A 23,893-nucleotide genomic window follows, 5' to 3' on the forward strand; every position below is an offset into this window, starting at 1 on the left:
CTGATTTATTGGTTAACGTAACTTGTAATATATAAGATGCCCAGAAAAGAACCCTGAGTAATATTGCCACAAGTGTTTAATTTTGAATATGAACAGCTTAATAGGCGGTTAAGCTAATCGTCATTTTAAGTTATACCTCCGTGTCTTTACTTATTTAACTCTTTCTAGCGATTTGAACTATTTAAAATAGCTGTCTCCTGAATGTTTAACTCAAATTAAATAACTTTTGCATGAAGTATCTTTTATGACCAATCGGGTAGTTTTCTTGAAAAGCAAATACAGTGTAGCCTTGAGATTCATAAAATTCCTTAGCTTGAAACTCTAATGTCTCAAGATGAACCCCTACACAGTTTTGCTTTTGACCTTCTTTTTCAGCAATTTTAAGGATATTGCTGCCAATCCCTTTGCCGCGTAAGTCTTCTTGAACAACTAGGACTCTTATATAAAGCCAATTGCAACCGATTTCACCCAGAACTCCACCAACAATCAAGCCTGATTCATCTCGTGCAAAAACTGCTATCGGTTGCCACTCAGATGACGTAAAAAAATGTTGATTGAACTGGCAATCATTTGGATGATAGTCATCCGCTCTTCCTTAGTTACTTCCTGTTCTACCTGAACTGTAATCATCCTAATTTTGCTTCTAGGTAAGGTTTTAATCGATACTCTTGACCCACTTGTACAGAATTCCAGAGTGAGTTGTGACTTATGACTTCTGAGTTATTCTTTATAAAAGCTTATGGATATTTATAAATTTGCAATTAGTCCGCTTCTTTTTAATTTGGTAAAAACAGACCCAGAGTGGTTACACCAGCAGACGATTCGCAGTTTTAGCTGGCTATCGCAAACCCCTGCAAGTTGGGCAAACCAACGCTTAAAAAAATCCCTCTGTCTGTACGATTCCCGCCTTGAACAAAATTTGTTTGGGCTAAACTTTCCAAATCCTGTAGGGTTAGCAGCTGGCTTCGATAAAGATGGAGTTGCTGCTGGTATTTGGTCTAACCTGGGTTTTGGCTTTGCGGAACTAGGAACTGTAACTTTTCATACACAGCCAGGAAATCCGCGTCCCCGTTTGTTTCGCTTGCCCTTAGATAAAGCTGCTCTCAATCGCATGGGCTTTAATAATCTCGGTGCAGCAACAATGGCGGCCCGTTTGACACAAAAAAAACAGGAGTTAACCCAATCAATACCCATAGGGATAAATTTGGGTAAATCGAAGGTAACTCCCCTGGAAGAAGCTGCACAAGATTATCTCGATAGTTTTCGCTTACTCAAGGATTTGGGAGATTATTTTGTTGTTAATGTCTCTTCTCCTAATACACCTGGGTTGCGATCGCTCCAAGATGCTTCTATGCTCAGTGCTATCTTAAATTTATTACAACAAGAAAATAATTCACATAAACCCATTTTTGTCAAGATAGCGCCGGATTTAGAATGGGTTGCGATCGCTGAGATTATTTCTTTGGCTAAAACCTACCAACTGGCGGGAATTATCGCCACCAATACCACCATCAGCCGGGATGGACTGAAAACTCAGGTGATTGACCAAACTGGCAAATCACCTGAGCAAGAAGCTGGCGGAATTAGTGGGGAACCATTGCGCGATCGCTCCACTGAGGTAATTCGTTTTATTTGGCAGCAAACCCAAGGACAAATTCCAATTATTGGCGTTGGTGGCATTTTTTCCTCGGAGGATGCTTGGAAAAAAATTACTGCTGGTGCTAGTTTGATCCAGGTTTATACAGGCTGGATTTACGAAGGCCCACTGATGGTAAGCCGGATTCTAGGAGGCTTGCTTGACAAACTAGAACAAAACGGATTAAATTCCATCAACGAAGCTGTGGGCTTAGAAGTAAAAAATAAAAAGTAAAAAGTAAACCTTTCAAGTTCTTTCTTTTGCCTTTTAACTTTTGCCTTCTTATTCTTCCTCCACTGGAAAAAACTCTTTAGTTTTTTCCGAGTATGACCAGGCAATACCATCAGGGTCTTTACTGCGACTCCATTCAGGAAACTCTGGATCGTTTCGTCGTTTATAAACCGTGCTGGAATAGACATTTAGCCGTTTGGCAAGTTCAGATTGAATTAGAGAGCCAAAAATTAACTGTTTTTCCAGCGATCGTTTAGCTTCCTCATGTATTTGCTGTGGTAGTGATTCGGTTTCTAGTTCTTCCTCCTGTGTATTTGGTGGTGGTGCTAGGAGCGATCGCGCACTTTTAGTAACTGCTTGAGCAGGAAGCTCTTTGACAGGCTCGCTACTGTCAAGAATATTGCCGAGAATGCTGGCAGTTATAAAGTAATAAGACTGCCCTGCATCTTCGGAGTTGACTATACTCGCACCAAATTCTGAGGCTTTACCATCCAAGTAGCGTTTTGCCGTTGTTCCGGGAAAATTGCCCTTGATTGCCAAGTCCATTGGTGTAAGTCTGCCCTGATTTTCTCGAACCAATTGATGAAAAATTGGGTTAACTCGCACAGTCCACTGTTGCCATTGATATTCCTGCCAAATCTTGAAGCCAATTACCAACACAATTAGCGCTAGTAAAATTCTCCAGGTAGCAACCAGGAAAATAATCAAAAACGAGATGGGCAAAAGTAGAACGAGAAAAGCCTTGCCGTTATCTTCTATGGGTTTTTCACTCATGCCGATTTTTGCCAAGTGAATTTTTGGAAATAATATTATATATCTTGGCAAAAATTGTGACACTTTTTTGTATCTTTTGGCAAAGTTGCGGCAAATTTGTCGGCAAAATCTTTCCTGGGTAGGTGTTATACGCTTATCTAAGATTGGTGTGCGATCAGGCAGAAGTTTTTTCAAGAGAAAATAAGAGGGTTTTGACAAGAGCGATCGCAATACATCTCAGATAATATCCCCGCAAAATTCTGAGTGACAGCTTGCTTGTACATTCTCTTTGCAAAACAATAATTCTAAATTAGCTTGTCAGCCCCTTGACAACAAATAATACATACACTACATTTGTAATACGAGTCAACTTTCATTAGGGAGTTAGCTTTCACCAGTAGCGGATAGCGATGGTTTAGCCCGTACTGAAATTTCAATTTTGAATTTTGAAATTTATATGTGGTGGGTAGCTCAGTGGATAGAGCGCCTAAATATCCTTATTCACACCTTGCCTGAAAAGGCCGACGAATTGAGGGTTATCGCATACCAAGCGGGAGGTCGCGGGTTCGATTCCTGCTCCACTACACCAATTAATTTTAGATTTTGGATTTTGGATTGAATTTAAAATCTCAAATCCAAAATTTTATGTGGCAGGTAGCTCAGTTTGGTAGAGCGCCGAAAAACATCCTTCTTCACACCTTGCCTGAAAAGGCCGACGAATTAGGGTTATCGCCTGTTAAGCCGGATGTCGCAGGTTCAAATCCTGCTCTGCCACCTTTGATTTTTGCCCGCAAGGGCCGGGAGATGGAGCGATGAATTACAATTTTTTCACCAAAAAGAAAACAACTACACCACAAAATCAACCTATCCCCGGACGGGAAGCAGAAATGGTTAAAGGACGTTCCGGCGGTTGGATGTTTGATGCTGGTATTTGGAAGATGCTGCGTCGCTGTCTTTTGGTTGGTACAGCAAAAAGCACTTACTACGCCGGCAAACAAGAATTAACTGAAGATTTTGTCACAGTTGTAAGACTTGCTGTTGCCGAAAATCCCAGCCGTGTAGCAGAAGAAATTTTGTATGCTAGCGATGGACGCGCCATCAATAATAGTGCGCCAATATTAGCTTTGGTACTGCTGTCGATGGGTGAAGCGCCACAGGCAAAACAGGCTTTTGGTGAAATCTTCCCGCAAGTTGTTCGCACTGGTAGCCACTTCTACGAATGGCTGAACTACACCAAATCTCTGCGGGGATTTGGCAAAGTAGTGCGGGAAGCTGGTAAAACTTGGCTCTCAAGGGAAGATGTCAAGGGTTTAGCTTATCAACTCTTGAAATATCAACAGCGTCAAGGCTTCTCTCACCGAGACGCGTTGCGGTTGTTTCATGTCAAACCGCCTACAGAAAATCACCGCCAATTATTTGAGTGGGTAGTTAGAGGCTGGGAAGAATTGCCAGCAGACATTCCCTCAGAGGCGTTGGCGCAGATTTGGTGGTATGAGTGGCTGAAGCGGAATCCAACCCAAACCCCTGAAGCTATTTTGCAAGGACGCTTAACCCACGAAATGGCTGCACCTGTGGGCAAAATGGACAAGCTTGCTTGGCAGCTGCTATTTCAGGAAATGCCAATAGGCGCAATGCTGCGTAACTTGGGTTCTTTAACTGAACTAGGTGTATTGCGAGCCGATCAAAATGCTAACTTGCTGCGAGTGGAAGAAGTTCTTAATCGCAGAGAACATCTGCGTAAAGGTCGTATTCATCCGATTGATGTTTTGAAAGCACTCAAAACTTATGAATCTGGTGGAAGATTAGGACACAGTAAGAAAACTTGGAATCCAGTTCCTCGGATTGTGGACATCTTAGAAAAGGCAGTTGAATTATCTTTTGATGTCGTCAAACCCACAGGTAAAGTGTTTATGCACGCCGTAGACATTTCTGCTTCTATGGGTAGCTTGGTTGCAGATATGGGACTGAGTTGTTGTGAAATTGCCACCACAATGGCACTGGTGACAGCAAAAGCCGAGAAAAACTACATGATTCGCGGCTTTTCTACAGAATTCCGTGAATTAGGTATCAGTGCCAAAGATAGTTTTAGTTCTGCGGTTCGCAAAGCTAGCAACCAAAACTTCGGCGGAACGGATGCATCTGTAGCCTACGACTGGATGATTAAGAATAAGTTCAAAGCAGATGTAGTCTGCTTTTGGACTGATTCAGAAAGCTGGGCAAATAATTATCAACATCCTTGTCAAGCTCTTGCTCAGTATCGGCAAAAGATAAAGCACGATATAAAAGCAGTGTATATTTCTCTTGCACCTTACCAGATCACCCTTGTCGATCCAAATGATAATCTGTCATACGATATTGCCGGATTTGATCCAGTAGCACCGCGTATGATACAGATGATTGCAAGTGGCGATATTTAATTCACTTTAGTTTACAAACCTGTTATATTACTTTTGTTGATACCTGTAAGCGAAGGTATTATGACAGGTTTTATTGATTGGGATACACTACCTCTTGGCACGAAGCCTGATGATTTAATAGCTAGAGAGCTAAATGTAGCCAGAAGAAAGGTATGTGCAGAAAGAAATAAAAGAGGTATAAAGCCATTTATTGGCAGAGTAATTAGTCAAGAAGGATTAGGTCTTAGATCTATATATGAGGCAATGTATGATGCCGTACTGCATGAACAAGGCATAGAACATTCACATGAAGTACCTGTACCAAATACAAATTTCAAATCAGACTTTAAGATTAATGATACTTTTATTGAAATAGCAGGAATGCTAAATTTCAATAAGTATAAAGAAAAATATTTAAAGAAGAAAGCTGCTTACAAACAGCTAGGTATTAATGTAGTATGGCTGGAAATTGAACAATTAGAAATATTATTTATTAACTGCAATTTGCTGATTAAATTTAGAGAAAATACAGGATGCAAACTTTGTGGATATAACAGTATAAAGCTCGTCAAAGATATATGCCATAAATGCTATTGTAAAACCTGGATAAAAGCGACAGATCATGAAATTGGTATATGTGGATTTTGTCAAAAACAATTTCCTCAATACAGCCGAGATAGTAAATTTTGCTCAAGACAATGCTATTGGAATAGTATGAAGTTAGATTTACCTTCTATAGATTGGCTTGAAAGTGAAATCTCCGCAACAAGCATGTCAGAAGTCGCTGCTGAACTAGGCGTTAATTATTATACATTACACAAAAAACTTTACAGAAATAAAAAACGTAAAAGAGAATAGAATTTTGTGGTAGGTTCATTGTCGTAGCCTTGCCAGGTGAAGAAGCAGAGATTTTTGAATTTGACCGTGCAAGGCTAATTCATGTCTGGCATCAATGGCTTCATCGGCTGAATTTTTTCTTCAGCGCAGTTGCTGCCCAGAAGTGCGATCGCATACCCACCCGAAGCGATCGCAATTCTTTACAAGCACAACCCGAAAATTAGAAACAACATAAAATAGCGATCGCTCATCATTTATTCAACTACCAAATGGTTAATTAAACAATGTCCCCAAGAAGTTAATAATTGGCTTCCAAAAAATACCAGTTAGCACATAAGGAGCATATTGTAAAAGCGGTAAGTTTGACTCCTTTGACGGTTTTATTGGTAAACACTCCAAGAGAAAAGGTACTATACAGGTAAGCCCATAAGCAGTTGCTAAGGCTGTACTCAATTTAGGTTCATTTCCTGGTATGGGGCTATAATAAATACCCAGTATAATGAAAGAGATCATTAAAAACTGCTCCCATAAAAACCAGGATTGGGGCGATAGAAAATAAACTAACTGGATAAAGCTTTTGTTGTCTATTTTTTGTCGCATTCCCAAAAGGACAGCCCAAGTTGCAGCCCCAACAATACCATCATCTTTTAGCCCATAAGTTCTTTGAAAGCGTTTAACGCCTCTTTCAGTTTCACGACTAAAATACCCGTCAGGTTCTTTTTTGAAAAATCCTTCTTCATTGAGAATAATTTGTAGTTCTTTAACTGCATCCTGTAACTTTGGAGACATACTTTTTTGATTACGGTAAAGCTTTGGGTAGAAAAGGCAAGACCAACTCAGTGGCCCAACTATTCCATCTACCTGAAGATTATTAGCTTTCTGAAATTTTATAACAGCCTCTTCTGTTTCTAAGTCAAATTTACCACTAATAGTTGAGAGAAAACCCTGAGCTTCCAGTCGCTCTTGCAGTTCATTGATTGATTCCTGTGCAGAGTTGGGTGAAAAACCTCGGTATAATATGGGACGTTTATTGAAGACACAGACTTGTCTTTCTTCTGGAAAATAACGTCGGGATTGTTTGAGTCCAAACAAGATGCTTAGGAAGTTGAGTGCTTTATTTGTCATACTTTTATTGGGTAATTTGTAAAAAAACTGTTTGGTAAAGTTTTAGAGATTAGAAGCGGACATTATCTGGAACAACTTCTTACCTACTAAAGGACAAAATTGACTTAGAAATTAATTTACTAAATTCACTACTAACAGCCAATTACAAAGTTAAAAAATTGTTAACGCTTTGTCGAAATTTAGTTAGTTAAATGCTGTGAATCCGATCTGTCAAAATTTTGTCCGTTAAAATATTGTTAATACAACATTTAACAACAGACTAATAGGTAATATTTATGTCAGATCAGTCAGATGGTGGGAATCTGTCTAAAACTTGGTATCAAAAGGTTTTACACGACTGGGATATAGATCGTTTACTGACTGATTTAGAGTCTAGAATTCAAGAGCGATACAGGCAAAATACTAAGAAAGACCTGTTACTTGGGTTGCTCTGCGGGTATAGCTTGACGAAGATCGGTCAGGATTTGTACAGGGATAACGCTAGTGTGAGAGTAGGATTGAGCAATATCTATCGAGATATTGAGAGTTTGACAGGAGAAGCAGATAACAGCGTCAGGTCAAGCAACCTTATTTACATTCTAGAGAGACATGGGTATCGCAGAGGTGTTGCTGCATCTCCTACCAATAGCCGCTCTATTCCCCACAATCTGCCATCACCAACCTATACAGAATTTATCGGTCGAGAAGCCGATATGAAAAAGCTACTGGAACGCCTTTCGCCAGAACATGGCGCTCATATGATCACGGTGCATGGTATTGGTGGCGTAGGTAAAACGGCGCTGGTGTTAGCAGCTGCTTACCTATGCTTAAAAGCCAGTAACGAAAACTCTTCTGACGCACCCAAGTTTGATGCGATTATTTTCACTTCAGCCAAACAACAAGAACTTATTCCCACCAATAGTATAATTCGGCGGCAACAGGGCCAGCGTAACCTGCGTGATATCTTTCGGGAAATTGCCAATGCTTTAAACGACCCGACAATTATTCAATCTCCTCCTAATGACCAATTCGATCGTGTACGCCAAATTCTCTCGAAACGGAGAACATTGTTGATTGTGGACAATATGGAGACTATAGAGGACAGGGATGAGGTTATTGAGTTTTTATATAATCTGCCCATTTGCATTAAAGTAGTAATTACTACCCGTGAACAAATTGCCTTACTGCCCATTCGTTTGCGAAATTTACCTCTTGATGATGGTTTGCAATTGATTGGACAACAAGCTGAAGAAAAAGGTATAACTCTCAATAATGAGGATTCCAAGCTACTCTACGATCGCACTGGCGGAATCCCTCTTGCTATTGTTTATGCCATCGGTCAGGTATCCAGTGGCTACTCTTTAAACTCGGTATTGGATCGATTAACTTCGGCTACAGGTGATGTAGCTCGTTTTTGCTTTGAGCAATCAGTCCAAGTAATTAAGGAACAACCACCCCAGAAGTTACTAATGTCACTGGCGATTTTTCCTAACTCTCCTATACTCGCTGCTGTGGCTGAGGTTGCTGGACTAACAGCTGCTCCTGATGCTGTAAATAATGGCTTGGCACGTTTGCAACAACTTTCCTTGGTGAATCTTAACCCAGAGACTAAGCGATTTGAGATGCTCTCTCTAACTCGTGAATATGCCTTAGCAGAATTAGCCGCTTACCCAGATTTTGAGAAGGAAGCACGAAGGCGCTGGGTGAAATGGTATCTTGATTTTGCCCACAATTATGCCGGAGAAGATTGGGAAAAGTGGATACATTACAATAAATTAGAACCAGAAGAAGGAAATCTGCGGGCAGTACTTCATTGGTGTGAAGACCAAGAAGACTATGAAGCAGTTAGAGATTTATGGCTTCTCTTAAGCCACTATGCAAATCTCTATGCTTATTGGGACGATCGCCTAGATTGGTTGCAATGGCTCATAGAACAATCAGAACGGCGTGGTGAATGGTCTTCTTTTGTAAAAATCATCGTCCGCAAAAGCTGGCTACTAATTCGGGAGTGTTCCTCTGTGAGTCTGAAAGAAGCAGACAAAATTTTGCGACAGACGTGGATTTTGCGTGACCATGCAGATTTATGCGTTCAGGCTGACTTAGCTGAGAGTATGGCTAGGCTGCAAATCAGACAGAAGGATTATCAAGATGCCCGCCACTGGCTAACGGTAGAAGAAAAATTGGTGATTGAAGCGAATCTAGAGGAACGACAGCACATCCGCTATTTTATTCCCGTTCTTTATCATCAGGCTGAAATTCTTTATTTAGAAGGTGAATATCTTTTAGCAAAAAAGCTCTTTCAAGAGGTGATGAAAAGTGCAGAAAAAATTAGTTGGCATCGGGTGATCAATTCTGCTCAAAATTGGCTGACTGATATTGCAATTGAACAAGGCGATCGCGATGAAGCTCAAAAGTTATTAACACAAGGTTTAACTGTAGCTGAAAGCAGCAAAAATAAACGGCGTTTAGCTCGCTATCAACGTTCTCATGCCCGTTGGCAGAAAAAGTGGGGAAGTGCAGAGAAAGCCCAGCATCTGTCAACGACAGTTATTAATAGTTTTAAGCACTTGGGCATGACACGGGATGCACAGGAGATGCAAGTTTTTCTTGATTCTCCATAATTATTTGCAAAGAAAGGAGCTACGACTGCATAAAAGTGCGATCGCAAACACTTACCTCTTATAACCTAGGGTGGGCTTATTTACTAATGCCGAAAACCTTGATTTCGATACTTATAATACTGCCCACCCTACGGTGATTGCTACTTACAGCTATTTTCAGGTAAATAGCTGTAATTATGAATTACTATCAGGTCTTTTCATTCTATTGATTTCCCGTTGTAATTCCTCAATTTGACGGCGCAAATTATCTGTTTCATTTTCCGAAGATTCTGCGGCAACATTTACTGAGCCAGAAGCAGGCGATCGCTGATAATTTCCCCGACGAATTTGCTGGTATTCTTCAGATACTGCCCACGCCCGTAAGTAATGCAAGCGTTCTACGGGGAAAGGATGGCTTAACATCGCCCCCTGAGCGCCATTGTAAAGCAAAAATTTATATATCTGATTCAGTCCATCCTCATCCAGTGCCTGATAATTTTCTGACTGCTTGATAAACTCTTGTAAACTGCATTCATTGGCATATTTGATACTACCGCCAGAGAGTTTCATCATCGTTAACATCACGGGATTCAAGTCATCCATCACCAGTAGCGCGGCACGATCTGACGATAACTCGGCTTTCCGTCGCCATTCAAAAAAGGCGTAAATCAAGCCTTGTGTTACAAGATTACCGAGACCGAAGGTCAATTCTCCCAAGGCAGAAGCAGCACTCATCGCCCACATCGCCATTTGAATTAAAATAGTATGACCACATTTAATATGCCCCAGTTCATGAGCTAGCACCGCCCGAATCTCAACTTCATCTAGCAAGTCTAATAACCCTGTATTTATGACTATGTAAGGATTCTCTTGCCCCAGTGCATAGCTATTTGCTTGGGGATCTTGTGAGACAAACAGTGCGGGTTCTGGGTAAATGTCCAAATCTCGGACGCATTCCCGAAACATCTGGTAAATAGTGGAATACTGACGCGGCCCGACTTGGATGGTGTTACCCATTAGATAGACTAATTGAGGGCGTTCGTAAATAAATTCCACAAATTTACGAGCGATTAAATCAAATCCCGGTAAATTTCGTAAAGCTTGCTCGGCTTGACGATCTAGTGGATGCCTGAAGGCTTCGCTGGAAATTCCTGTGTAAGTTGGCATAAATTAGGGAATTGGGAATTGGGAATTGGTCATTAGTTTTGGACTAATGACAAAGGACAACATAATAGAAATGGGGCAATTGGAAGATAAAAGTCACTTTGTATGGAATTAAAAGCGTGTGATTGAGGCAGAAGTTCATTTGTCACTACATAACTTTTTGCGATCGCAAGCGGGGTTCCCTTCCTGGCCCCATCATTTGACGATGGCACGGTTGGTAGCACGCGCCTTGCGCCTGGGACGTAGCGCCCTCATTCAAGTAGGAGCGGTTTGTGGCTATCAAGGGCGATATCGCACTAGTTTTGTAGCATCAGCCCTAATGTGGCATGGCCCTGTAATTATTGTTGCTCAAGAAGCTGTGCAACAACTTCTACTGCGGGTAGAAATTCCCCGTCTACAGCAATGGCTACCAGCCAACAAATCGATTAGAACAGGTGACGCTTGGCCTGGTGCCCAGTTCCAAGGGCTACTATTAACCTCCCCAGAAGCTTGGTTAAAAGGACAATTGGCTGGTGGCGATCGCTTTCCCGAAGGCATTCCGACAATTATTGATGGGGTAGACGATCTCGAAGATTGGGTGCGCGATCAACTTACCCAAGATATTCAACCCCATGACTGGGATGAACTCATGCTGGCTTGTCCAAACGAAGCTGAGGCAATTAGCGAAGCACGGATACAACTGACACACGAACTTTTTCAGCATCCTGTCAATCCATATCACTGCTACCTAATTTCCCAGCCAGAAATAGAGATTTTAAGCCGTCTTTATACTGCTTTAGATCCAGCAAACCTCCCAGATACTTGGAAACATTTCTGGCAGCAATTACAAACCCTCGACGAAAATCTTTTCCTCTCTGCCTCCCCTGCTCCCCCTCCCCTCTTCTGGGCGACTATAGCCCATAGACAAGGTTTATTTTCTTTGCACTACGCCCCAATGGAATTAAGAGAAATCCTTTCACCCTTGTGGCAGCGACAACCAGTAGTTTTAATTGGCAGTGCTATAGAACCAGAAACTGAGGCTCCTCTTTTTCGACAGCGCCTTGGTTTGGACGATTTAACTTGTCTGAAGTTTTCTTCGGAGAGTCAAGCGGAAGCAATTCAACTGTATGTACCCTATAAATTGCCCCTACCTAACACACCAGAATTTCAAGCGGCATTTATTCACAAAGTCCGCACACTGGTTTGTCTGAGTGCTACAGCACCAGGATTAACGGTTGTTTTGGTGGGGGATGTCCCACTCAAGGCTCAAGTGGCGACAATTTTGGCTTCAGAGTTTGGTTCGCGGGTGCAAGTAGAAAAAACTTGTTTAGATGAAAATGGTATTTTGATTAGCGGTTGGGAATTTTGGCGAGAACATCAGCGAGTCTTGCCAGCACCTCATTTGTTAATTATTGCTACTTTACCTTTACCATCTTTAGAAAATCCTCTGGTAGCTGGTAGGGTAGCTCTTTATAAGCGATCGCATCAAGATTGGTTTCGTTTATATTTATTGCCAGCAGCCTTAAACGAATTACAAAGAGCGATCGCGCCAGTCCGAGAAAGTCAAGGCATTGTTGCTTTACTTGATAGTCGTGTAGTTAATCGTAGCTACGGCGCTCAAATTCTCACTGCCTTAAGTCCTCTCGCCCGCATTAACTATCTCGACCCCAGCCTGTTTACTAATACCGATGAGGAAAATTCCGCTTAAAGGCCCAATACCCAATGCCCAATTGTCTATAACTATGATTCCTGCCAAGATAAATTTAGAACCTAAGTAAAATTTGAGTTGCTGATTATGGGTGAAGCAAAGCGTCGTAAAACCACACAAGGGGAAACATACGGTCAAGAGACTCGCATCTTGCCTTGGGTTCCCATCACAAAAACTCAAGGTGAACAATTTGTCACTTGGACAACTCGTGGTGCTTGGATAGGTATTGGCCTTATGGTTGTAGGATGGGCAACCATCCGTTTTATCGGCCCAGCCTTCGGCTGGTGGCAAGTAGTCTACTAAATCCTGCTGTTAATCTTCAATTCAGGAAGTATAAAGAAGCGATCGCTTCTTTATACTTCCTCGATCATTAAAATCCTAATAGGGCTGCTTGCTGCTAACAGCTAAAGTCTACTGAAGTAGACTAGAGATTTTTGGGGATATTTAGTCATCTTCAGATGACTTTTGCTATTAGCAAGGAACTGAAGTTCCTTGCGGGACATCACTTTTGCGTTAAGTTGACACCAATGGGCACTGCCATGCCCCTATACCTTGCGATATAATGTTGTACCGCATCTAAATAGGAACCGCTATAGTATTAACCCAGCAGTTACTCTTTCCAACTGGAATTTTACCGCAGGTTTGGTCAACTTATGCTCCATGTCTTAAGTCTATCTTTGTAGTATATAAAGATAAACTGAAGACCTGAGATTATGTCCTCCTCTAAAAAACCCCTTAGCTACCCATCCAGCCACAAAAGCAATCAAGTCGATAACTACCACGGTACTTCAGTCGCAGATCCTTACCGTTGGTTAGAAGATCCTGACTCTGAAGAAACAAGGACTTGGATTGAGGCACAAAATCAAATTACTTTTGGCTACTTGAGCGAAATTCCTGCCAGGGAAAAAATTAAACAGCGCCTCACCAAACTTTGGGATTATGAAAAATATGGTATCCCTTTTAAAGAAGGCGAACGTTACTTTTATTTCAAAAATGACGGACTGCAAAATCAAAGTGTCCTCTACACTCTAAAAACCCTCGAAGACGAACCCAAAGTTTTACTCGATCCCAATAAACTCTCAGAAGATGGTACTGTTGCTCTTTCAGGATTGTCCATTAGTGAAGATGGTAAACTTTTAGCTTATGGTCTATCTACCTCTGGTTCTGATTGGCAAGAATGGAAAGTACGCGATGTTGAAACTGGTGAAGACCTGCAAGATAATCTAAAGTGGATTAAATTTTCTGGTGCATCGTGGACACACGATCGTCAAGGTTTCTTCTACAGTCGCTACGATGAGCCGAATGAAAAAACTCAATTAGAAGATGTTAACTATTATCAAAAACTCTACTATCATCAATTAGGAACATCTCAGTCAGAAGATGTACTAATTTATCATCGTCCTGACCAAAAAGAATGGAGTTTTGGTGGTGGTGTTACTGAAGACGGTCACTATCTAATAATTTCTATTTGGCTGGGTACTGACTCCAAAAATTTAGTTTTCTTCAAAGATTTAACTAACCCTAATGCTGAAGTCTTAGAATTAATTAACCAGTTTGAGGCAGATTATAGCTTTGTTGACAATGATGATAGCGTCTTTTATTTCCGCACGGATTTAAATGCACCACGAGGAAGAGTTATTGCAATTGACACTAAAAACCCTGCGCCAGAAAATTGGCGAGAAATCATTCCCCAATCCGCAGAAACCTTAGAAAGTGTAGGCGTACTCAATAACCAATTTGTTGCTGATTACCTCAAAGATGCTCACAGCCAAATTAAAATCTTTGACCTCAAAGGTACGTTTATTCGTGAGGTAGAACTACCTGGACTTGGTTCAGCCGGAGGTTTTGGTGGAAAGCGTCATGATACCGAAACTTTTTATAATTACACCAGCTTTACCACCCCAGGAACTACCTATCGCTACGATATGATAACTGGTAAAAGTACCGTTTTACGTCAGCCAAAGGTAGATTTTAATCCAGATGATTACGAGACAAAACAAGTTTTTTATCAGAGTCAAGATGGTACTAGAGTACCAATGTTTATTACCCACAAAAAGGGTATTAAATTAGATGGAAATAACCCCACTTATCTCTATGCCTATGGTGGTTTTAATGCCTCAATGACACCTAGCTTTTCGGTGAGTCTGTTGGTGTGGATGGAAATAGGTGGGATCTATGCTATGCCCAATATTCGCGGCGGTGGAGAATACGGCGAAGAATGGCATCAAGCAGGAATGAAGGATAAAAAGCAGAATGTGTTTGATGACTTTATTGGCGCTGCTGAGTGGTTGATTGCGAATAAGTATACTAAAACTGAGAAGCTAGCGATCGCAGGTGGTAGTAACGGTGGCTTATTGGTAGGTGCTTGCATCACACAGCGTCCCGATTTATTCGGTGCAGCAATACCCGCCGTCGGCGTAATGGATATGTTGCGGTTCCACAAATTTACCATCGGTTGGGCTTGGACTTCCGAATATGGTTCAGCAGATAATTTAGAAGAGTTTCCAGCGCTGTATGCTTATTCGCCACTACATAACATCAAACCAGATACAGCTTATCCAGCAACCTTAATTACCACAGCCGATCATGACGATCGCGTTGTCCCTGCTCATAGTTTCAAATTTGCCGCCGCTTTGCAAGAGGCTCATGCAGGTGATGCGCCAGTATTAATTAGAATTGAGACTAAAGCAGGACATGGTGCAGGTAAACCCACGGCTAAAATTATCGAGGAAGCCGCAGATAAGTGGGCTTTTTTGGTACGTACTTTGGATATCGCCTAAATTGTAGCGACTGTCTTGAAAGTCAAGCGATGGCGAACAAAAAACTGGGATTGGGAATATTGTCGCAACCGGGGAACGCTGCGCTAGATTCGGTGGTGGCTGGTACAGGCACAAAGACTTTGCATTGATAGCCTTGTAGCCCGCACCAGCCACTCCTGCGGTGTACCAAATCTTCCCCAGTTGCTGGATTTCGCTTGTGGGCAAAAAGGAGCATGAGAACATTACCCCAATTGAGCGATCGCTTAGGGGACTAGTTAAAAGTATAAAAAGGATAGTGTGACTAAGTGTTAACAATTGGTTTGGTGTTGTCAAAAATGCGCCAAGGCGAATTATCTCGAACCATTGTATTTAGATGGATTAGGGGATGCCAGAAAATTCTTACAAAACCCAACCTACTGCTCTTAACTAGTTTGCATCTTTAATAATATTTACTAATAAATAAACAGTAACGATTATCTCCTGTCGGCTTATAACTCAACTTATCGGCAATGACGGACATAATTTTTAAACCACGCCCACGTGCTTGCTCATTCTCCTCAAATTCCGATGTTTTTTGCAATTGCTGCTCTAAGTCAAAGTGTTCGCCTTGAGACCAGATCCGAATTTCTATATATTCATTTAACCGCACAGCTTCTATCTCAATAGGAGTTTCAAGAGGTAAATTTTTGTGGGCATGTTCAACAATGTTAGTAAAACCTTCTATCATCAGTGTTTGACACTGCCACCAAATTTCTTTATTGGGAATAGGTGGTTGATTTATCTGCTCGAACCAAGATAATACTTGATGCGATACTGTGAGGTCTGTGTTGACTTTTAGAGAAATTTTATTTTTCACTTCTTAACCAAGAAAATATTTTCAAATCATCATATTCGGGAATTAATTTATTTAATTTGAGTATTTTCACTATACATTCTAAACTAAATTTCATATAAGTTTAATTAGAGTAATTACTTCTTTTTAATTCCTACTTAGTAAAGTTTAACTTATGTTTAAAATTCTGGTTATTGATGATGACCCTATAGTGCGGACAGTACTGAAAAAAACACTCGAAAATCAGGGTTATGATATCAGTATCGCCAAAAATGGCGAGGAAGGAATTACACAAGCACAATTATTACGTCCTGCTCTGATTATCTGTGACTGGATGATGTCTCAGGTAGATGGGCTAGAAGTGTGTCGTCGAATTAGAACAGATCCAGAGTTAGCGACTACTTTTTTTATTCTATTGACGGCAAGAGGAGCAGCGCGAGGAGAGGAGGAAGATCGAGTTAGGGGACTTGACGCTGGAGCAGATGAGTTTATCTCTAAACCAATAGAGATGAATGAATTGAAAGCACGGGTAAGAGCAGGGCTAAGATTACACCAGCTAAATCAGGATTTACAAAGTCAAAAAGAAGCTTTGGAGACACTAAATCAAGATTTACAAACCCAAAAGCAAATTTTGGAAGCAGAATTAGTTGAGGCTGCCGATTATGTGCGATCGCTTTTACCCTCTCCCCTTGTTGGAGCAGTAACTACAGAAAATCTGTTTATTCCCTCAGCACAGCTAGGGGGCGATTGCTTCGACCATCATTGGATCGACGAAGATAATTTGGCAATTTATTTGTTAGATGTATCAGGTCATGGGGTGGGTTCAGCCCTCCTATCTGTATCTGTGCTGAATGTTTTGCGATCGCAATCTCTCCCAAACACTAACTTGTGTCAACCCAGTGAAGTCCTAAAAGCACTCAACCACGCTTTCCAAATGACGAAGCACGGTGATAAATACTTCACAATCTGGTATGGAGTTTATCACCGCCCTAAACATCAACTTATTTATGCCAACGCCGGACATCCACCAGCTTTACTCTTATCTAAGACCTCTAAAACAGGCATCCAAGTTAAACAGCTAAATTCTTTAGATTTACCAATTGGTTTTTTACCCGATGTTCAATTTGAGGATGCTGTTTTGGAGATCGAAGAGAACACCACTTTATACATTTTTAGTGATGGTGTTTATGAAATTAATCAGTCAAATGGCGAAATTTGGGGAATTGATGCTTTCATTGACTTGCTAACTAAATATAGCTGGGAAAATACCTGTAATTTAAATCAACTATTAGCGAACATTTTCACCTTAAATGCTCAAAATAATCTTGATGACGACTTCTCTTTGGTAAAAGTTAACTTTGGTTAGTATAGCCAAATATGCACATCCAAATTTTATATTATCTAACAGCCTATTGCGTTGCCAATATTTGGCTATTGAATTCATCTTGATCCGCAAAGGTTTGAAAAATTCTATCCATTTTAGTCAGTTCAAACAACATCCTGACTTGAGCGCTGATGGAACAAACAAAAAGTTTAGCATTAGCATTTCGCGTCATTTGCATTGCTGATACTAAAGCACCTAAACCAGAGCTATCGATAAAGTTTACTCCTTTCATATCAATCAATAAAATCTCAGTTCCGTTTGCCAGAGCATCGCTTACTTCACGACGCAGTTCATTACCTCTAATACCATCTAAAATCCCAGATAATTCTAGTATTTTCACGCTTAAACTCATTGTTTTGTCCTATTATTTGCTTGAGAAAGATGTATTTATATTTTGGCACTGACATCGGGTAAACTGCAAGATAGATAGCAATATTTTTGTGATTATTATGCAATCAACTATGTTGAATTGCTTGTCGATTATTAGCTATTGCAGTAAAAAAGCTAGCATCTACACATTGACGAGAGATTTCAAAAGCTTCAAAATAGCCATCTTTCTGACCTAATTCCCGTGCCCAGAAACGAGATAAAACTAGTATGGCATCAAGTTGCATAAATGCTTTATTCATCTCTGATTCATAACAACCAATAGCTGCCACTTTTTCCTCAATTACAGAAGTAATATCCACAAAAAAGTTTGGTTCAAAACCACGTAAAAAAACAGGCGGGGCTGAGTACCACAAAGTTATGTTTTTGCGGGTAGCAACATTAGAAACTGCGATCGCACATACTTCATGATCTCTATGTCCATATTTTTCCGGTTGTGGTGCATGAGTAATAATCAAATCCGGTTGCCAACGTCTAATAGCTTCTTCAGTAACTTTAATTACTGCTTGGGTTGAAAAGTTATACTCCTCAAGCGCATGAAATTCGTAAGTTGCGCCGATGATTTTACCGGCTGCATCCGCTTCTTGATGACGAGTACCCTTAATAGGTGAACTAGAAAGACTGCCATCAGTCAAAATTAAACAACGAATATTCCATCCCGCCTTGGACATCAGACTGAGAGTGCCAGCAGCAGGTAGAACTTCATCATCAGCATGAGCATAAATTGTTAAAACAGTTCGTTGACCAAAGTTTTTTGAGTCTAAATTAGTGTTCATTGCTGTTTTTTTTGAGATTGAATTTAGAAGTTTTTCTCCTTGTCCCTGCATACCTCTTAGACTTCTTTCGGAGGTTGCCAAACAGATGCACGGATGATAGCCGACAAAAGTAACAAGTTATAGATAGCCCACGCACTATTGAGTAGGTGAACCCAAGGATTATTTAAATGACCAATTGCAAAGCGGTAAAGGCTCCATAATATCCCCAAAATAGTAAGGATAAAGACAACTAGCTGTGGCCAAACTAGCCGGAGATAAATACCAGATTGCCTTTGCTTAGGTGTAACTTGAAAATTGAGTTTTTGTCCTGTAAACACACTCCATACGGCTTGGATCAGCAACGGGAATAAAGCGATCGCATATTGTTCAGAACGCCAAACTTCTCTAGCAGGAATGCCCCAGGTAGCCGCTAAGAACGTGAGACGGTTGATAATAAAAGCTGGGAAAAAGTGGATAGCAAAGTCAGACCCGTAGGTTTTAACTGGAACAATGTCCGTAAAAAAATAGATAATTGGACAAGAAATAAACACCACAGTTGCAAAACCAGAGAAATAACTATACATCGTCTTAAAATATTGCAACCTCTGCCAAAATGTTAACCCTGATTTTGTCAGTGGATTTTCCCTAACTAGCACTTGGATAGTTCCTTGTGCCCAACGTAGTCGCTGTTTCAGAGTAGAACTTAAGTCATCTGGTGCTAAACCTTCTGCCAAAAGTTCATTGTGATAAATAGATTTCCAGCCAGCACTGTGCAGACGCATAGCTGTGTTCATATCTTCTGTAATGCTATTACTTGATACTCCACCAACTAAATCAAATTCATCTAAACGTTTTTCATCTTTGGCAAATTCATCAGCAAAATTTTGCAGTCCGACACTCACTAATGCCTCACGTCTCAATATCGCATTTGTGCCCGTATAAAACGCAGCATTCATGCCATCTTTACCTTGTTGAAGTGGCCCATAAAATAAATTTGCTCGATGTCCAAAAGGATCGCCTGGGGGAATATTGTAAAAATCCTGGCGAGTCTGTACAAAAGCAATTTGATTCTGTTCGTATTTTCCTGTTGAAAGATTATAGATATAGAAATAAGGCACAACTCGCTTGAGAAAATTTGGCTTGGGAATGTGGTCGGCATCTAAAGTAACAATAAAATTTCCTGCCGTTTCTCCCGAAAAAATTGCATAATTGATGTTTCCTGCTTTAGCATGATGGGCTACGCCAGGTGTTTTGGGACGAGCAATGTAACGAAATCGGGAGAGTTCCACCAGTTCTAATTCTTTCTTGCGAATAGCTTCTTCTAAGGCTTTGTGTTCGGTAGTGAGGCGATGGCTAATACTTTGATCGGTCGGAGGTAGCCAAAGAATAAACTTTTGTAGACTTTGTACAAATTTGGTAGTCAACTCGTTAGCCACTGGTTCTGATGATGATGTTTGCAACCATTGTTCTGCGGCTTGAGTATTAGGTGTGAGACTTTCCAGTTGCTTCAGGCGTTCCAACAAATAAGAGTGTTCTGCATCAATCCGATTTGCTTCTTGTTGTAGTTGTGGTGATTGCAAATCTTCAATACACAATCTTTCTGTCATAGCCCGCATATTAGCCGAGTTACCATCATCTAGGACATAAACGCGTAACTTTGTCGGCGGATAATCCAGTTTCAGAGCAGCTTTGGCAGTTTCTTCGACAATTTCTGGAGGCTCGTTGTAGCAAGTTACAAATACATCTACTGTTGGCCAATCGGATCTCGCTAAAGGTGGGATCATCTGGTCTAGAGACTTAACTTGTCGGACTAAAGGTCGCCATAACCCAATCACAAACATCACACCGCCGAAATAGCTATAAATTTCTGCTATCAGCAAAGGAATAGAAATCCACAGTGCATCAAAATTGATGGAATTGTTAATACGCCATTGCAAATACCAGATCCCAAAAATTACATTTATTTCTGCCAGGTAGCGAAATAACAGTGTTCTTTTTTTGAGTAATGAGCGACTGTTACCAGAAAAGTTTGAAGAATTATCATTAATAGAAACTGAAGCCATCTGAGTAGTATTTTAGATTTAGGATTTTATCAAGAAGAATTCAGGAGTCAGAATTCAGTATGAATTATGTATGAGTGGGTGATATCCCAATATTGCTGATTTATGGTTACACACAACATCGATTGCAAAATCACCTTTGCTCTATTTAACTCATCTGCATTCCCTCAGAATCAGTATTCCCTAATTGAATTCATTATTAACAACCTCTTGCTAGAGTTGGTAAAAAAAGGCGCAGGGATAAGATATATCCCTGCGTTTGTCGATCTCAGTGTCAGTTACTACCTGAAACCCAGTAACTTCCAGAACTATCAGAAATTAACTTGGTTTGTTGTGTAGCAGTTTTGGGTAGACCTCGCCCAGAATTTCCCTGAGCAACTTCTTGCCACCAAGGAGATTTCATGTTAGCGGTCGGACGAATTAGGGGTTGTTGATTTATCACCTTGTAGAGTAAGGATTGCAAAATCATACTGTTGGTGCTGCTGGTGAAACCAACTGCTGTTTTACCTGTGGCTTCATAGAAGCCCTCATAAAATCCGGCTAAGGGATTGTATAAGTCAGTTGTTCCTTGCAGTAACTCTTGACTATACTTGTCTTCTGGAAGCAGGGCATGATAGGCAAAAGCAACTGCTGTACTTACCAATCGCCCCTTTGCTACAGTTTGTCCGTCATCCCCCAAAGCTACCCAAGGCTCGCCTTTTCCAGTAATTGTGCTGTGGACAGTGTAAGGCTTACGATCGATCAAGGTGGTAGCTGAGGCTGTGAGGGTGCTGGTGCGACGGTAACGTTCAGCTTGCGCCTGAAAGATTGGTTCAAAAAGCGATCGCATTTGTGGATCTAATCCAAACTCCAGCGCATAGAGTAAGAAAGGATTGCTAACTGTGTATTGGTTAACTTTGGAGTTGGTATCTGTACGGCGGCGTTGAATTGGTACTTTTACTCCCTCTACTAAGGCAGTTTGATATTCACCGCCAACAGCAGAATGTTCAACATTAAATCCCCATAATTGAAAAGCACGGGCTGCATATTCTTCATATCCCAGACGGGTTTCAGGGTTGACACGGATCTGCGATCGCCCCTCTTGCTCTTTGGTAACGATCGCACTGGAGAGAATACCATCGCGCACCACGCGCAAGTATGACCAATCTAGGACAATTTTATCTACCGCAGCCGTGTATTCTGGATGACAACTTTTTAAATTGTAAAGCGCTGCCAGCATTCTCCCTAAATCTAAAGCTGACCAGCCGTTACCTTCTGGGGCTGGATTGCCGCCATAATCTATTGATTGGAGCGATCGCGTATCATAACCTCGACCGGGCAATTCTAAACTAAACAGCGGTAACTTTGTCAAGGCTGCTAACAGATGGCGGGTGTGTTGGTCAAATTCCTTGGGGGTAATTATATCGAGCGATCGCGCTGCATGGAGGGCTGCGAGATAATCTCCTAAGCCCCAGAGAGTTGCACCTTTGAAATCACTGCGATCGTCAATTAGCCCATTCTTGGAATGATAATTCGCTTGAAAGTATCGCCAAGCCGCCTCTGCATAACGCCGTTCAATCACCGTCAGCGATCGATTTAGTTTCAGGTTAGATGACGATTCGGGACTATCCACCGGTGGAATAGGTGCAACGGCTACTTCTACAATTTTCGGAGTATCTGTAGGGGTTGCAGTGGGAGGCGTAACAGGAGAATTCGCTTGATTGGAGGGTGTTGTAGCCGGAGTTTTAATAGGAGAATTTGCTTGATTGGAGGGTGTTGCAGGAGAAGTATTTTCACTGGGCTTACCAGTAGACACACTCGCAGAACCAGAAGCAATTAAAGGGTGATTTCCCTTAGCTTTGTAGTATAAAATCTCCAAAATCAGCCCATTAGTATTACCTGTCAAAGCTTTATTGGGTTGTTTTGATTCTTCATAGATCCCAGCATAATAACCACTATCATCAGGACTGCGGAGATCCTTGACAACATCAAAAACTTTTTGGGCATAAGCATTATCTGGAAACAGATAGTGCCAGCCAAAAGCCGCTTTGGTACTGATGCTGCGAAACTGGGGATAAGGTTGATTGGTATCGGTGATTGTTGCCCAGTTTGCACCGTTGGCGTAGACGGTGTTGTAGAGAAAATAAGGCGCTTGATCGATATTATCTTCTGTAACAGCAGTTAACTGCCCTGTGGTATCATAACGCCGTTTTTGGACATCTAAAACCCTAGCAGCAAAATCAGCTAATTCACCTTGTAAACCAAACTCAATCCCATCAAGGATATAAGACTCACTAACAACGTAATTATTAGCGTTGGTGCTTTGAAAGTCACGGCTATCAACGGGAATTTGCACACCATTAATTTCGACTAACTTAAATGGTTCTAAAGCAATAGCCTTGGGTGCTGCAAAACCCCAAAGTCCATAACCTCTAGCGCCGTATTCTTCGTAGCCGAGTCGTCCTTCTTGCACCAGTAACGTTTTGTTATCTGGGAGAACAGTAGCGCCAAAAAGTTGTCCATCTTTGAGCGATCGCGCCACTTGCCACTTTGCGACAATTCCTTTAAGCCAATCATTATATTGCGGATGACAGGTACGGATGACATCAAAGGCCGCCAGGATTCGCCCAACATCCAAAGCAGACCAACCAAGACCCCGTTCAACGGGATTGTTGCCATAATCAACCATTTGTCCGTTAGCTGCGTTGTAGACTTTATTGGGCAAAGTATCCTCAAATAACTTCAAGCTACTGAGAGTCGTTAAAAATTTGTTGAGACGAGTATCAAAATCTTTTTGGTCAGTAATATTCAACCAGCGTGCAGCATTCAACGCCATCAGGTAATTACCCATATCCCAGAGTGTACCTGAAGGATAACCCCCAGTAGAATTGGTAAATCCTGTTGCTGGCTGATAGTTTTTGACAAAATACTGCCAAGCACCGCGAGCGTAAGTTTGTTCTTCAGGGGTCAGAGGGGCTGTAATATTGCTACAGCTATTGGAATTTTCAGATAAGACTGGTGTCGGGATGTAAAACAAAAATTGCAGAAATGTTCCAATTAGGAACAATGCAATCCATCTCAACAGCTTTTGTTGAGGGGGTTTGTATATCATGATGCAAAGAAGGAGTTAGGAGTTAGGAGCGCATAGCGCGTCTGTACAGTTATATTCCTAAATCGAGATTTATGAGGTCTATTCTTTGTATTATGGCTTTATCTATATCTATATCAGTTGAGTAAAGTACCAACAGTATAAATACTGAGCTTTACTTTTTGGGTTACTAATGCAGGAGTAGAATTTATCAGAAGATTTGCATCTATAACAAATCAGC

The 23,893-nt window shown here is 41.1% G+C and carries 19 protein-coding genes and 2 tRNA genes; 11 read left to right on the plus strand and 10 right to left on the minus strand.

All coding sequences use genetic code 11. The annotated features are described in order from the left end of the window. Window positions 1-205 precede the first annotated feature (205 nt). Window positions 206-520 carry a GNAT family N-acetyltransferase gene (locus GTQ43_RS04855; RefSeq protein ID WP_265273670.1) on the minus strand — a complete coding sequence of 105 codons (315 nt, stop codon included), beginning with the start codon at window positions 518-520 and terminating at the stop codon, window positions 206-208. Between the two features lie 219 nt (window positions 521-739). On the opposite strand from GTQ43_RS04855, the gene GTQ43_RS04860 reads away from it, so the two are divergent. Beyond that, complete coding sequence (locus GTQ43_RS04860; RefSeq protein ID WP_265271138.1) at window positions 740-1,870, plus strand: quinone-dependent dihydroorotate dehydrogenase; 1,131 nt, start codon at window positions 740-742, stop codon at window positions 1,868-1,870. A gap of 48 nt (window positions 1,871-1,918) precedes the next feature. On the opposite strand, the gene GTQ43_RS04865 is transcribed toward GTQ43_RS04860, so the two are convergent. Next, complete coding sequence (locus GTQ43_RS04865) at window positions 1,919-2,641, minus strand: hypothetical protein (RefSeq protein WP_265271140.1); 723 nt, start codon at window positions 2,639-2,641, stop codon at window positions 1,919-1,921. Between the two features lie 438 nt (window positions 2,642-3,079). Here GTQ43_RS04865 and GTQ43_RS04870 point away from each other — a divergent pair. The 5 genes from GTQ43_RS04870 to GTQ43_RS04890 all read left to right on the plus strand — a co-directional run bounded on the left by GTQ43_RS04870 (window position 3,080) and on the right by GTQ43_RS04890 (window position 6,077). Next, a tRNA-OTHER gene (locus GTQ43_RS04870) sits at window positions 3,080-3,209 on the plus strand. 59 nt (window positions 3,210-3,268) lie between these two features. Further along, a tRNA-OTHER gene (locus GTQ43_RS04875) sits at window positions 3,269-3,395 on the plus strand. Between the two features lie 37 nt (window positions 3,396-3,432). Continuing rightward, on the plus strand, window positions 3,433-5,037 hold the full coding sequence (locus tag GTQ43_RS04880; protein WP_265271142.1) for a TROVE domain-containing protein: 1,605 nt from the start codon (window positions 3,433-3,435) through the stop codon (window positions 5,035-5,037). 60 nt (window positions 5,038-5,097) lie between these two features. Then, window positions 5,098-5,874, plus strand: a complete 777-nt coding sequence (locus GTQ43_RS04885) for a hypothetical protein (protein ID WP_265271143.1) — start codon at window positions 5,098-5,100, stop codon at window positions 5,872-5,874. Between the two features lie 29 nt (window positions 5,875-5,903). Then, window positions 5,904-6,077 (plus strand): hypothetical protein, encoded by a 174-nt coding sequence (locus tag GTQ43_RS04890; RefSeq protein WP_265271145.1) that lies wholly within the window; start codon window positions 5,904-5,906, stop codon window positions 6,075-6,077. Between the two features lie 49 nt (window positions 6,078-6,126). Here the strand turns inward: GTQ43_RS04890 and GTQ43_RS04895 are convergent, their stop codons facing one another. Beyond that, window positions 6,127-6,978, minus strand: coding sequence for a peptidoglycan-binding domain-containing protein (locus GTQ43_RS04895; RefSeq protein WP_265271146.1), 852 nt, complete (start codon window positions 6,976-6,978; stop codon window positions 6,127-6,129). A gap of 275 nt (window positions 6,979-7,253) precedes the next feature. Between GTQ43_RS04895 and GTQ43_RS04900 the strand changes: the two genes are divergently transcribed. Beyond that, a complete protein-coding gene (locus tag GTQ43_RS04900; protein WP_265271148.1) occupies window positions 7,254-9,578 on the plus strand; it encodes a tetratricopeptide repeat protein in 2,325 nt (774 codons plus the stop codon). 174 nt (window positions 9,579-9,752) lie between these two features. On the opposite strand, the gene GTQ43_RS04905 is transcribed toward GTQ43_RS04900, so the two are convergent. After that, window positions 9,753-10,724 carry a M48 family metallopeptidase gene (locus tag GTQ43_RS04905; RefSeq protein WP_265271149.1) on the minus strand — a complete coding sequence of 324 codons (972 nt, stop codon included), beginning with the start codon at window positions 10,722-10,724 and terminating at the stop codon, window positions 9,753-9,755. Window positions 10,725-10,842: 118 nt separating this feature from the next. Between GTQ43_RS04905 and GTQ43_RS04910 the strand changes: the two genes are divergently transcribed. The 3 genes from GTQ43_RS04910 (at window position 10,843) to GTQ43_RS04920 (ending at window position 15,188) form a co-directional block, all read left to right on the plus strand. Beyond that, window positions 10,843-12,408 carry an ATP-dependent DNA helicase gene (locus tag GTQ43_RS04910; RefSeq protein WP_265271152.1) on the plus strand — a complete coding sequence of 522 codons (1,566 nt, stop codon included), beginning with the start codon at window positions 10,843-10,845 and terminating at the stop codon, window positions 12,406-12,408. Window positions 12,409-12,495: 87 nt separating this feature from the next. Next, window positions 12,496-12,711: a DUF2839 domain-containing protein gene (locus GTQ43_RS04915; protein WP_265271154.1), complete on the plus strand. Its 216-nt coding sequence runs from the start codon at window positions 12,496-12,498 to the stop codon at window positions 12,709-12,711. Between the two features lie 410 nt (window positions 12,712-13,121). After that, window positions 13,122-15,188, plus strand: a complete 2,067-nt coding sequence (locus GTQ43_RS04920; protein ID WP_265271156.1) for a prolyl oligopeptidase family serine peptidase — start codon at window positions 13,122-13,124, stop codon at window positions 15,186-15,188. Window positions 15,189-15,210: 22 nt separating this feature from the next. On the opposite strand, the gene GTQ43_RS04925 is transcribed toward GTQ43_RS04920, so the two are convergent. Next, a complete protein-coding gene (locus GTQ43_RS04925; RefSeq protein WP_265271158.1) occupies window positions 15,211-15,402 on the minus strand; it encodes a hypothetical protein in 192 nt (63 codons plus the stop codon). A gap of 204 nt (window positions 15,403-15,606) precedes the next feature. Next, window positions 15,607-16,023: an ATP-binding protein gene (locus GTQ43_RS04930; protein WP_265271159.1), complete on the minus strand. Its 417-nt coding sequence runs from the start codon at window positions 16,021-16,023 to the stop codon at window positions 15,607-15,609. Between the two features lie 151 nt (window positions 16,024-16,174). On the opposite strand from GTQ43_RS04930, the gene GTQ43_RS04935 reads away from it, so the two are divergent. Then, window positions 16,175-17,365 (plus strand): SpoIIE family protein phosphatase, encoded by a 1,191-nt coding sequence (locus GTQ43_RS04935; RefSeq protein WP_265271161.1) that lies wholly within the window; start codon window positions 16,175-16,177, stop codon window positions 17,363-17,365. Window positions 17,366-17,408: 43 nt separating this feature from the next. Here the strand turns inward: GTQ43_RS04935 and GTQ43_RS04940 are convergent, their stop codons facing one another. From GTQ43_RS04940 to GTQ43_RS04955, 4 genes are all read right to left on the minus strand, one after another. Then, on the minus strand, window positions 17,409-17,735 hold the full coding sequence (locus GTQ43_RS04940) for an STAS domain-containing protein (protein ID WP_265271162.1): 327 nt from the start codon (window positions 17,733-17,735) through the stop codon (window positions 17,409-17,411). A gap of 103 nt (window positions 17,736-17,838) precedes the next feature. Next, window positions 17,839-18,546, minus strand: a complete 708-nt coding sequence (locus GTQ43_RS04945) for a PIG-L deacetylase family protein (RefSeq protein WP_265271163.1) — start codon at window positions 18,544-18,546, stop codon at window positions 17,839-17,841. Window positions 18,547-18,602: 56 nt separating this feature from the next. Beyond that, window positions 18,603-20,588, minus strand: coding sequence for a glycosyltransferase (locus GTQ43_RS04950; RefSeq protein WP_265271164.1), 1,986 nt, complete (start codon window positions 20,586-20,588; stop codon window positions 18,603-18,605). A 271-nt stretch (window positions 20,589-20,859) separates the two neighbouring features. Next, window positions 20,860-23,676, minus strand: coding sequence for a DUF3131 domain-containing protein (locus GTQ43_RS04955; protein ID WP_265271165.1), 2,817 nt, complete (start codon window positions 23,674-23,676; stop codon window positions 20,860-20,862). Between the last annotated feature and the right edge of the window lie 217 nt (window positions 23,677-23,893).

This window comes from Nostoc sp. KVJ3, assembly GCF_026127265.1.
Lineage (GTDB): Bacteria > Cyanobacteriota > Cyanobacteriia > Cyanobacteriales > Nostocaceae > Nostoc.

What these genes read in the sequence shown, in the direction of transcription:
- GTQ43_RS04955 (WP_265271165.1), bottom strand. Translation starts at nt 23,676, where the DNA reads ATGATATACAAACCCCCTCAACAAAAGCTGTTGAGATGGATTGCATTG.
- GTQ43_RS04925 (WP_265271158.1), bottom strand. Translation starts at nt 15,402, where the DNA reads ATGCTCCTTTTTGCCCACAAGCGAAATCCAGCAACTGGGGAAGATTTG.
- GTQ43_RS04920 (WP_265271156.1), top strand. Translation starts at nt 13,122, where the DNA reads ATGTCCTCCTCTAAAAAACCCCTTAGCTACCCATCCAGCCACAAAAGC.
- GTQ43_RS04950 (WP_265271164.1), bottom strand. Translation starts at nt 20,588, where the DNA reads ATGGCTTCAGTTTCTATTAATGATAATTCTTCAAACTTTTCTGGTAAC.
- GTQ43_RS04865 (WP_265271140.1), bottom strand. Translation starts at nt 2,641, where the DNA reads ATGAGTGAAAAACCCATAGAAGATAACGGCAAGGCTTTTCTCGTTCTA.
- GTQ43_RS04900 (WP_265271148.1), top strand. Translation starts at nt 7,254, where the DNA reads ATGTCAGATCAGTCAGATGGTGGGAATCTGTCTAAAACTTGGTATCAA.
- GTQ43_RS04905 (WP_265271149.1), bottom strand. Translation starts at nt 10,724, where the DNA reads ATGCCAACTTACACAGGAATTTCCAGCGAAGCCTTCAGGCATCCACTA.
- GTQ43_RS04860 (WP_265271138.1), top strand. Translation starts at nt 740, where the DNA reads ATGGATATTTATAAATTTGCAATTAGTCCGCTTCTTTTTAATTTGGTA.
- GTQ43_RS04915 (WP_265271154.1), top strand. Translation starts at nt 12,496, where the DNA reads ATGGGTGAAGCAAAGCGTCGTAAAACCACACAAGGGGAAACATACGGT.
- GTQ43_RS04880 (WP_265271142.1), top strand. Translation starts at nt 3,433, where the DNA reads ATGAATTACAATTTTTTCACCAAAAAGAAAACAACTACACCACAAAAT.
- GTQ43_RS04885 (WP_265271143.1), top strand. Translation starts at nt 5,098, where the DNA reads ATGACAGGTTTTATTGATTGGGATACACTACCTCTTGGCACGAAGCCT.
- GTQ43_RS04895 (WP_265271146.1), bottom strand. Translation starts at nt 6,978, where the DNA reads ATGACAAATAAAGCACTCAACTTCCTAAGCATCTTGTTTGGACTCAAA.
- GTQ43_RS04940 (WP_265271162.1), bottom strand. Translation starts at nt 17,735, where the DNA reads ATGAGTTTAAGCGTGAAAATACTAGAATTATCTGGGATTTTAGATGGT.
- GTQ43_RS04935 (WP_265271161.1), top strand. Translation starts at nt 16,175, where the DNA reads ATGTTTAAAATTCTGGTTATTGATGATGACCCTATAGTGCGGACAGTA.
- GTQ43_RS04945 (WP_265271163.1), bottom strand. Translation starts at nt 18,546, where the DNA reads ATGAACACTAATTTAGACTCAAAAAACTTTGGTCAACGAACTGTTTTA.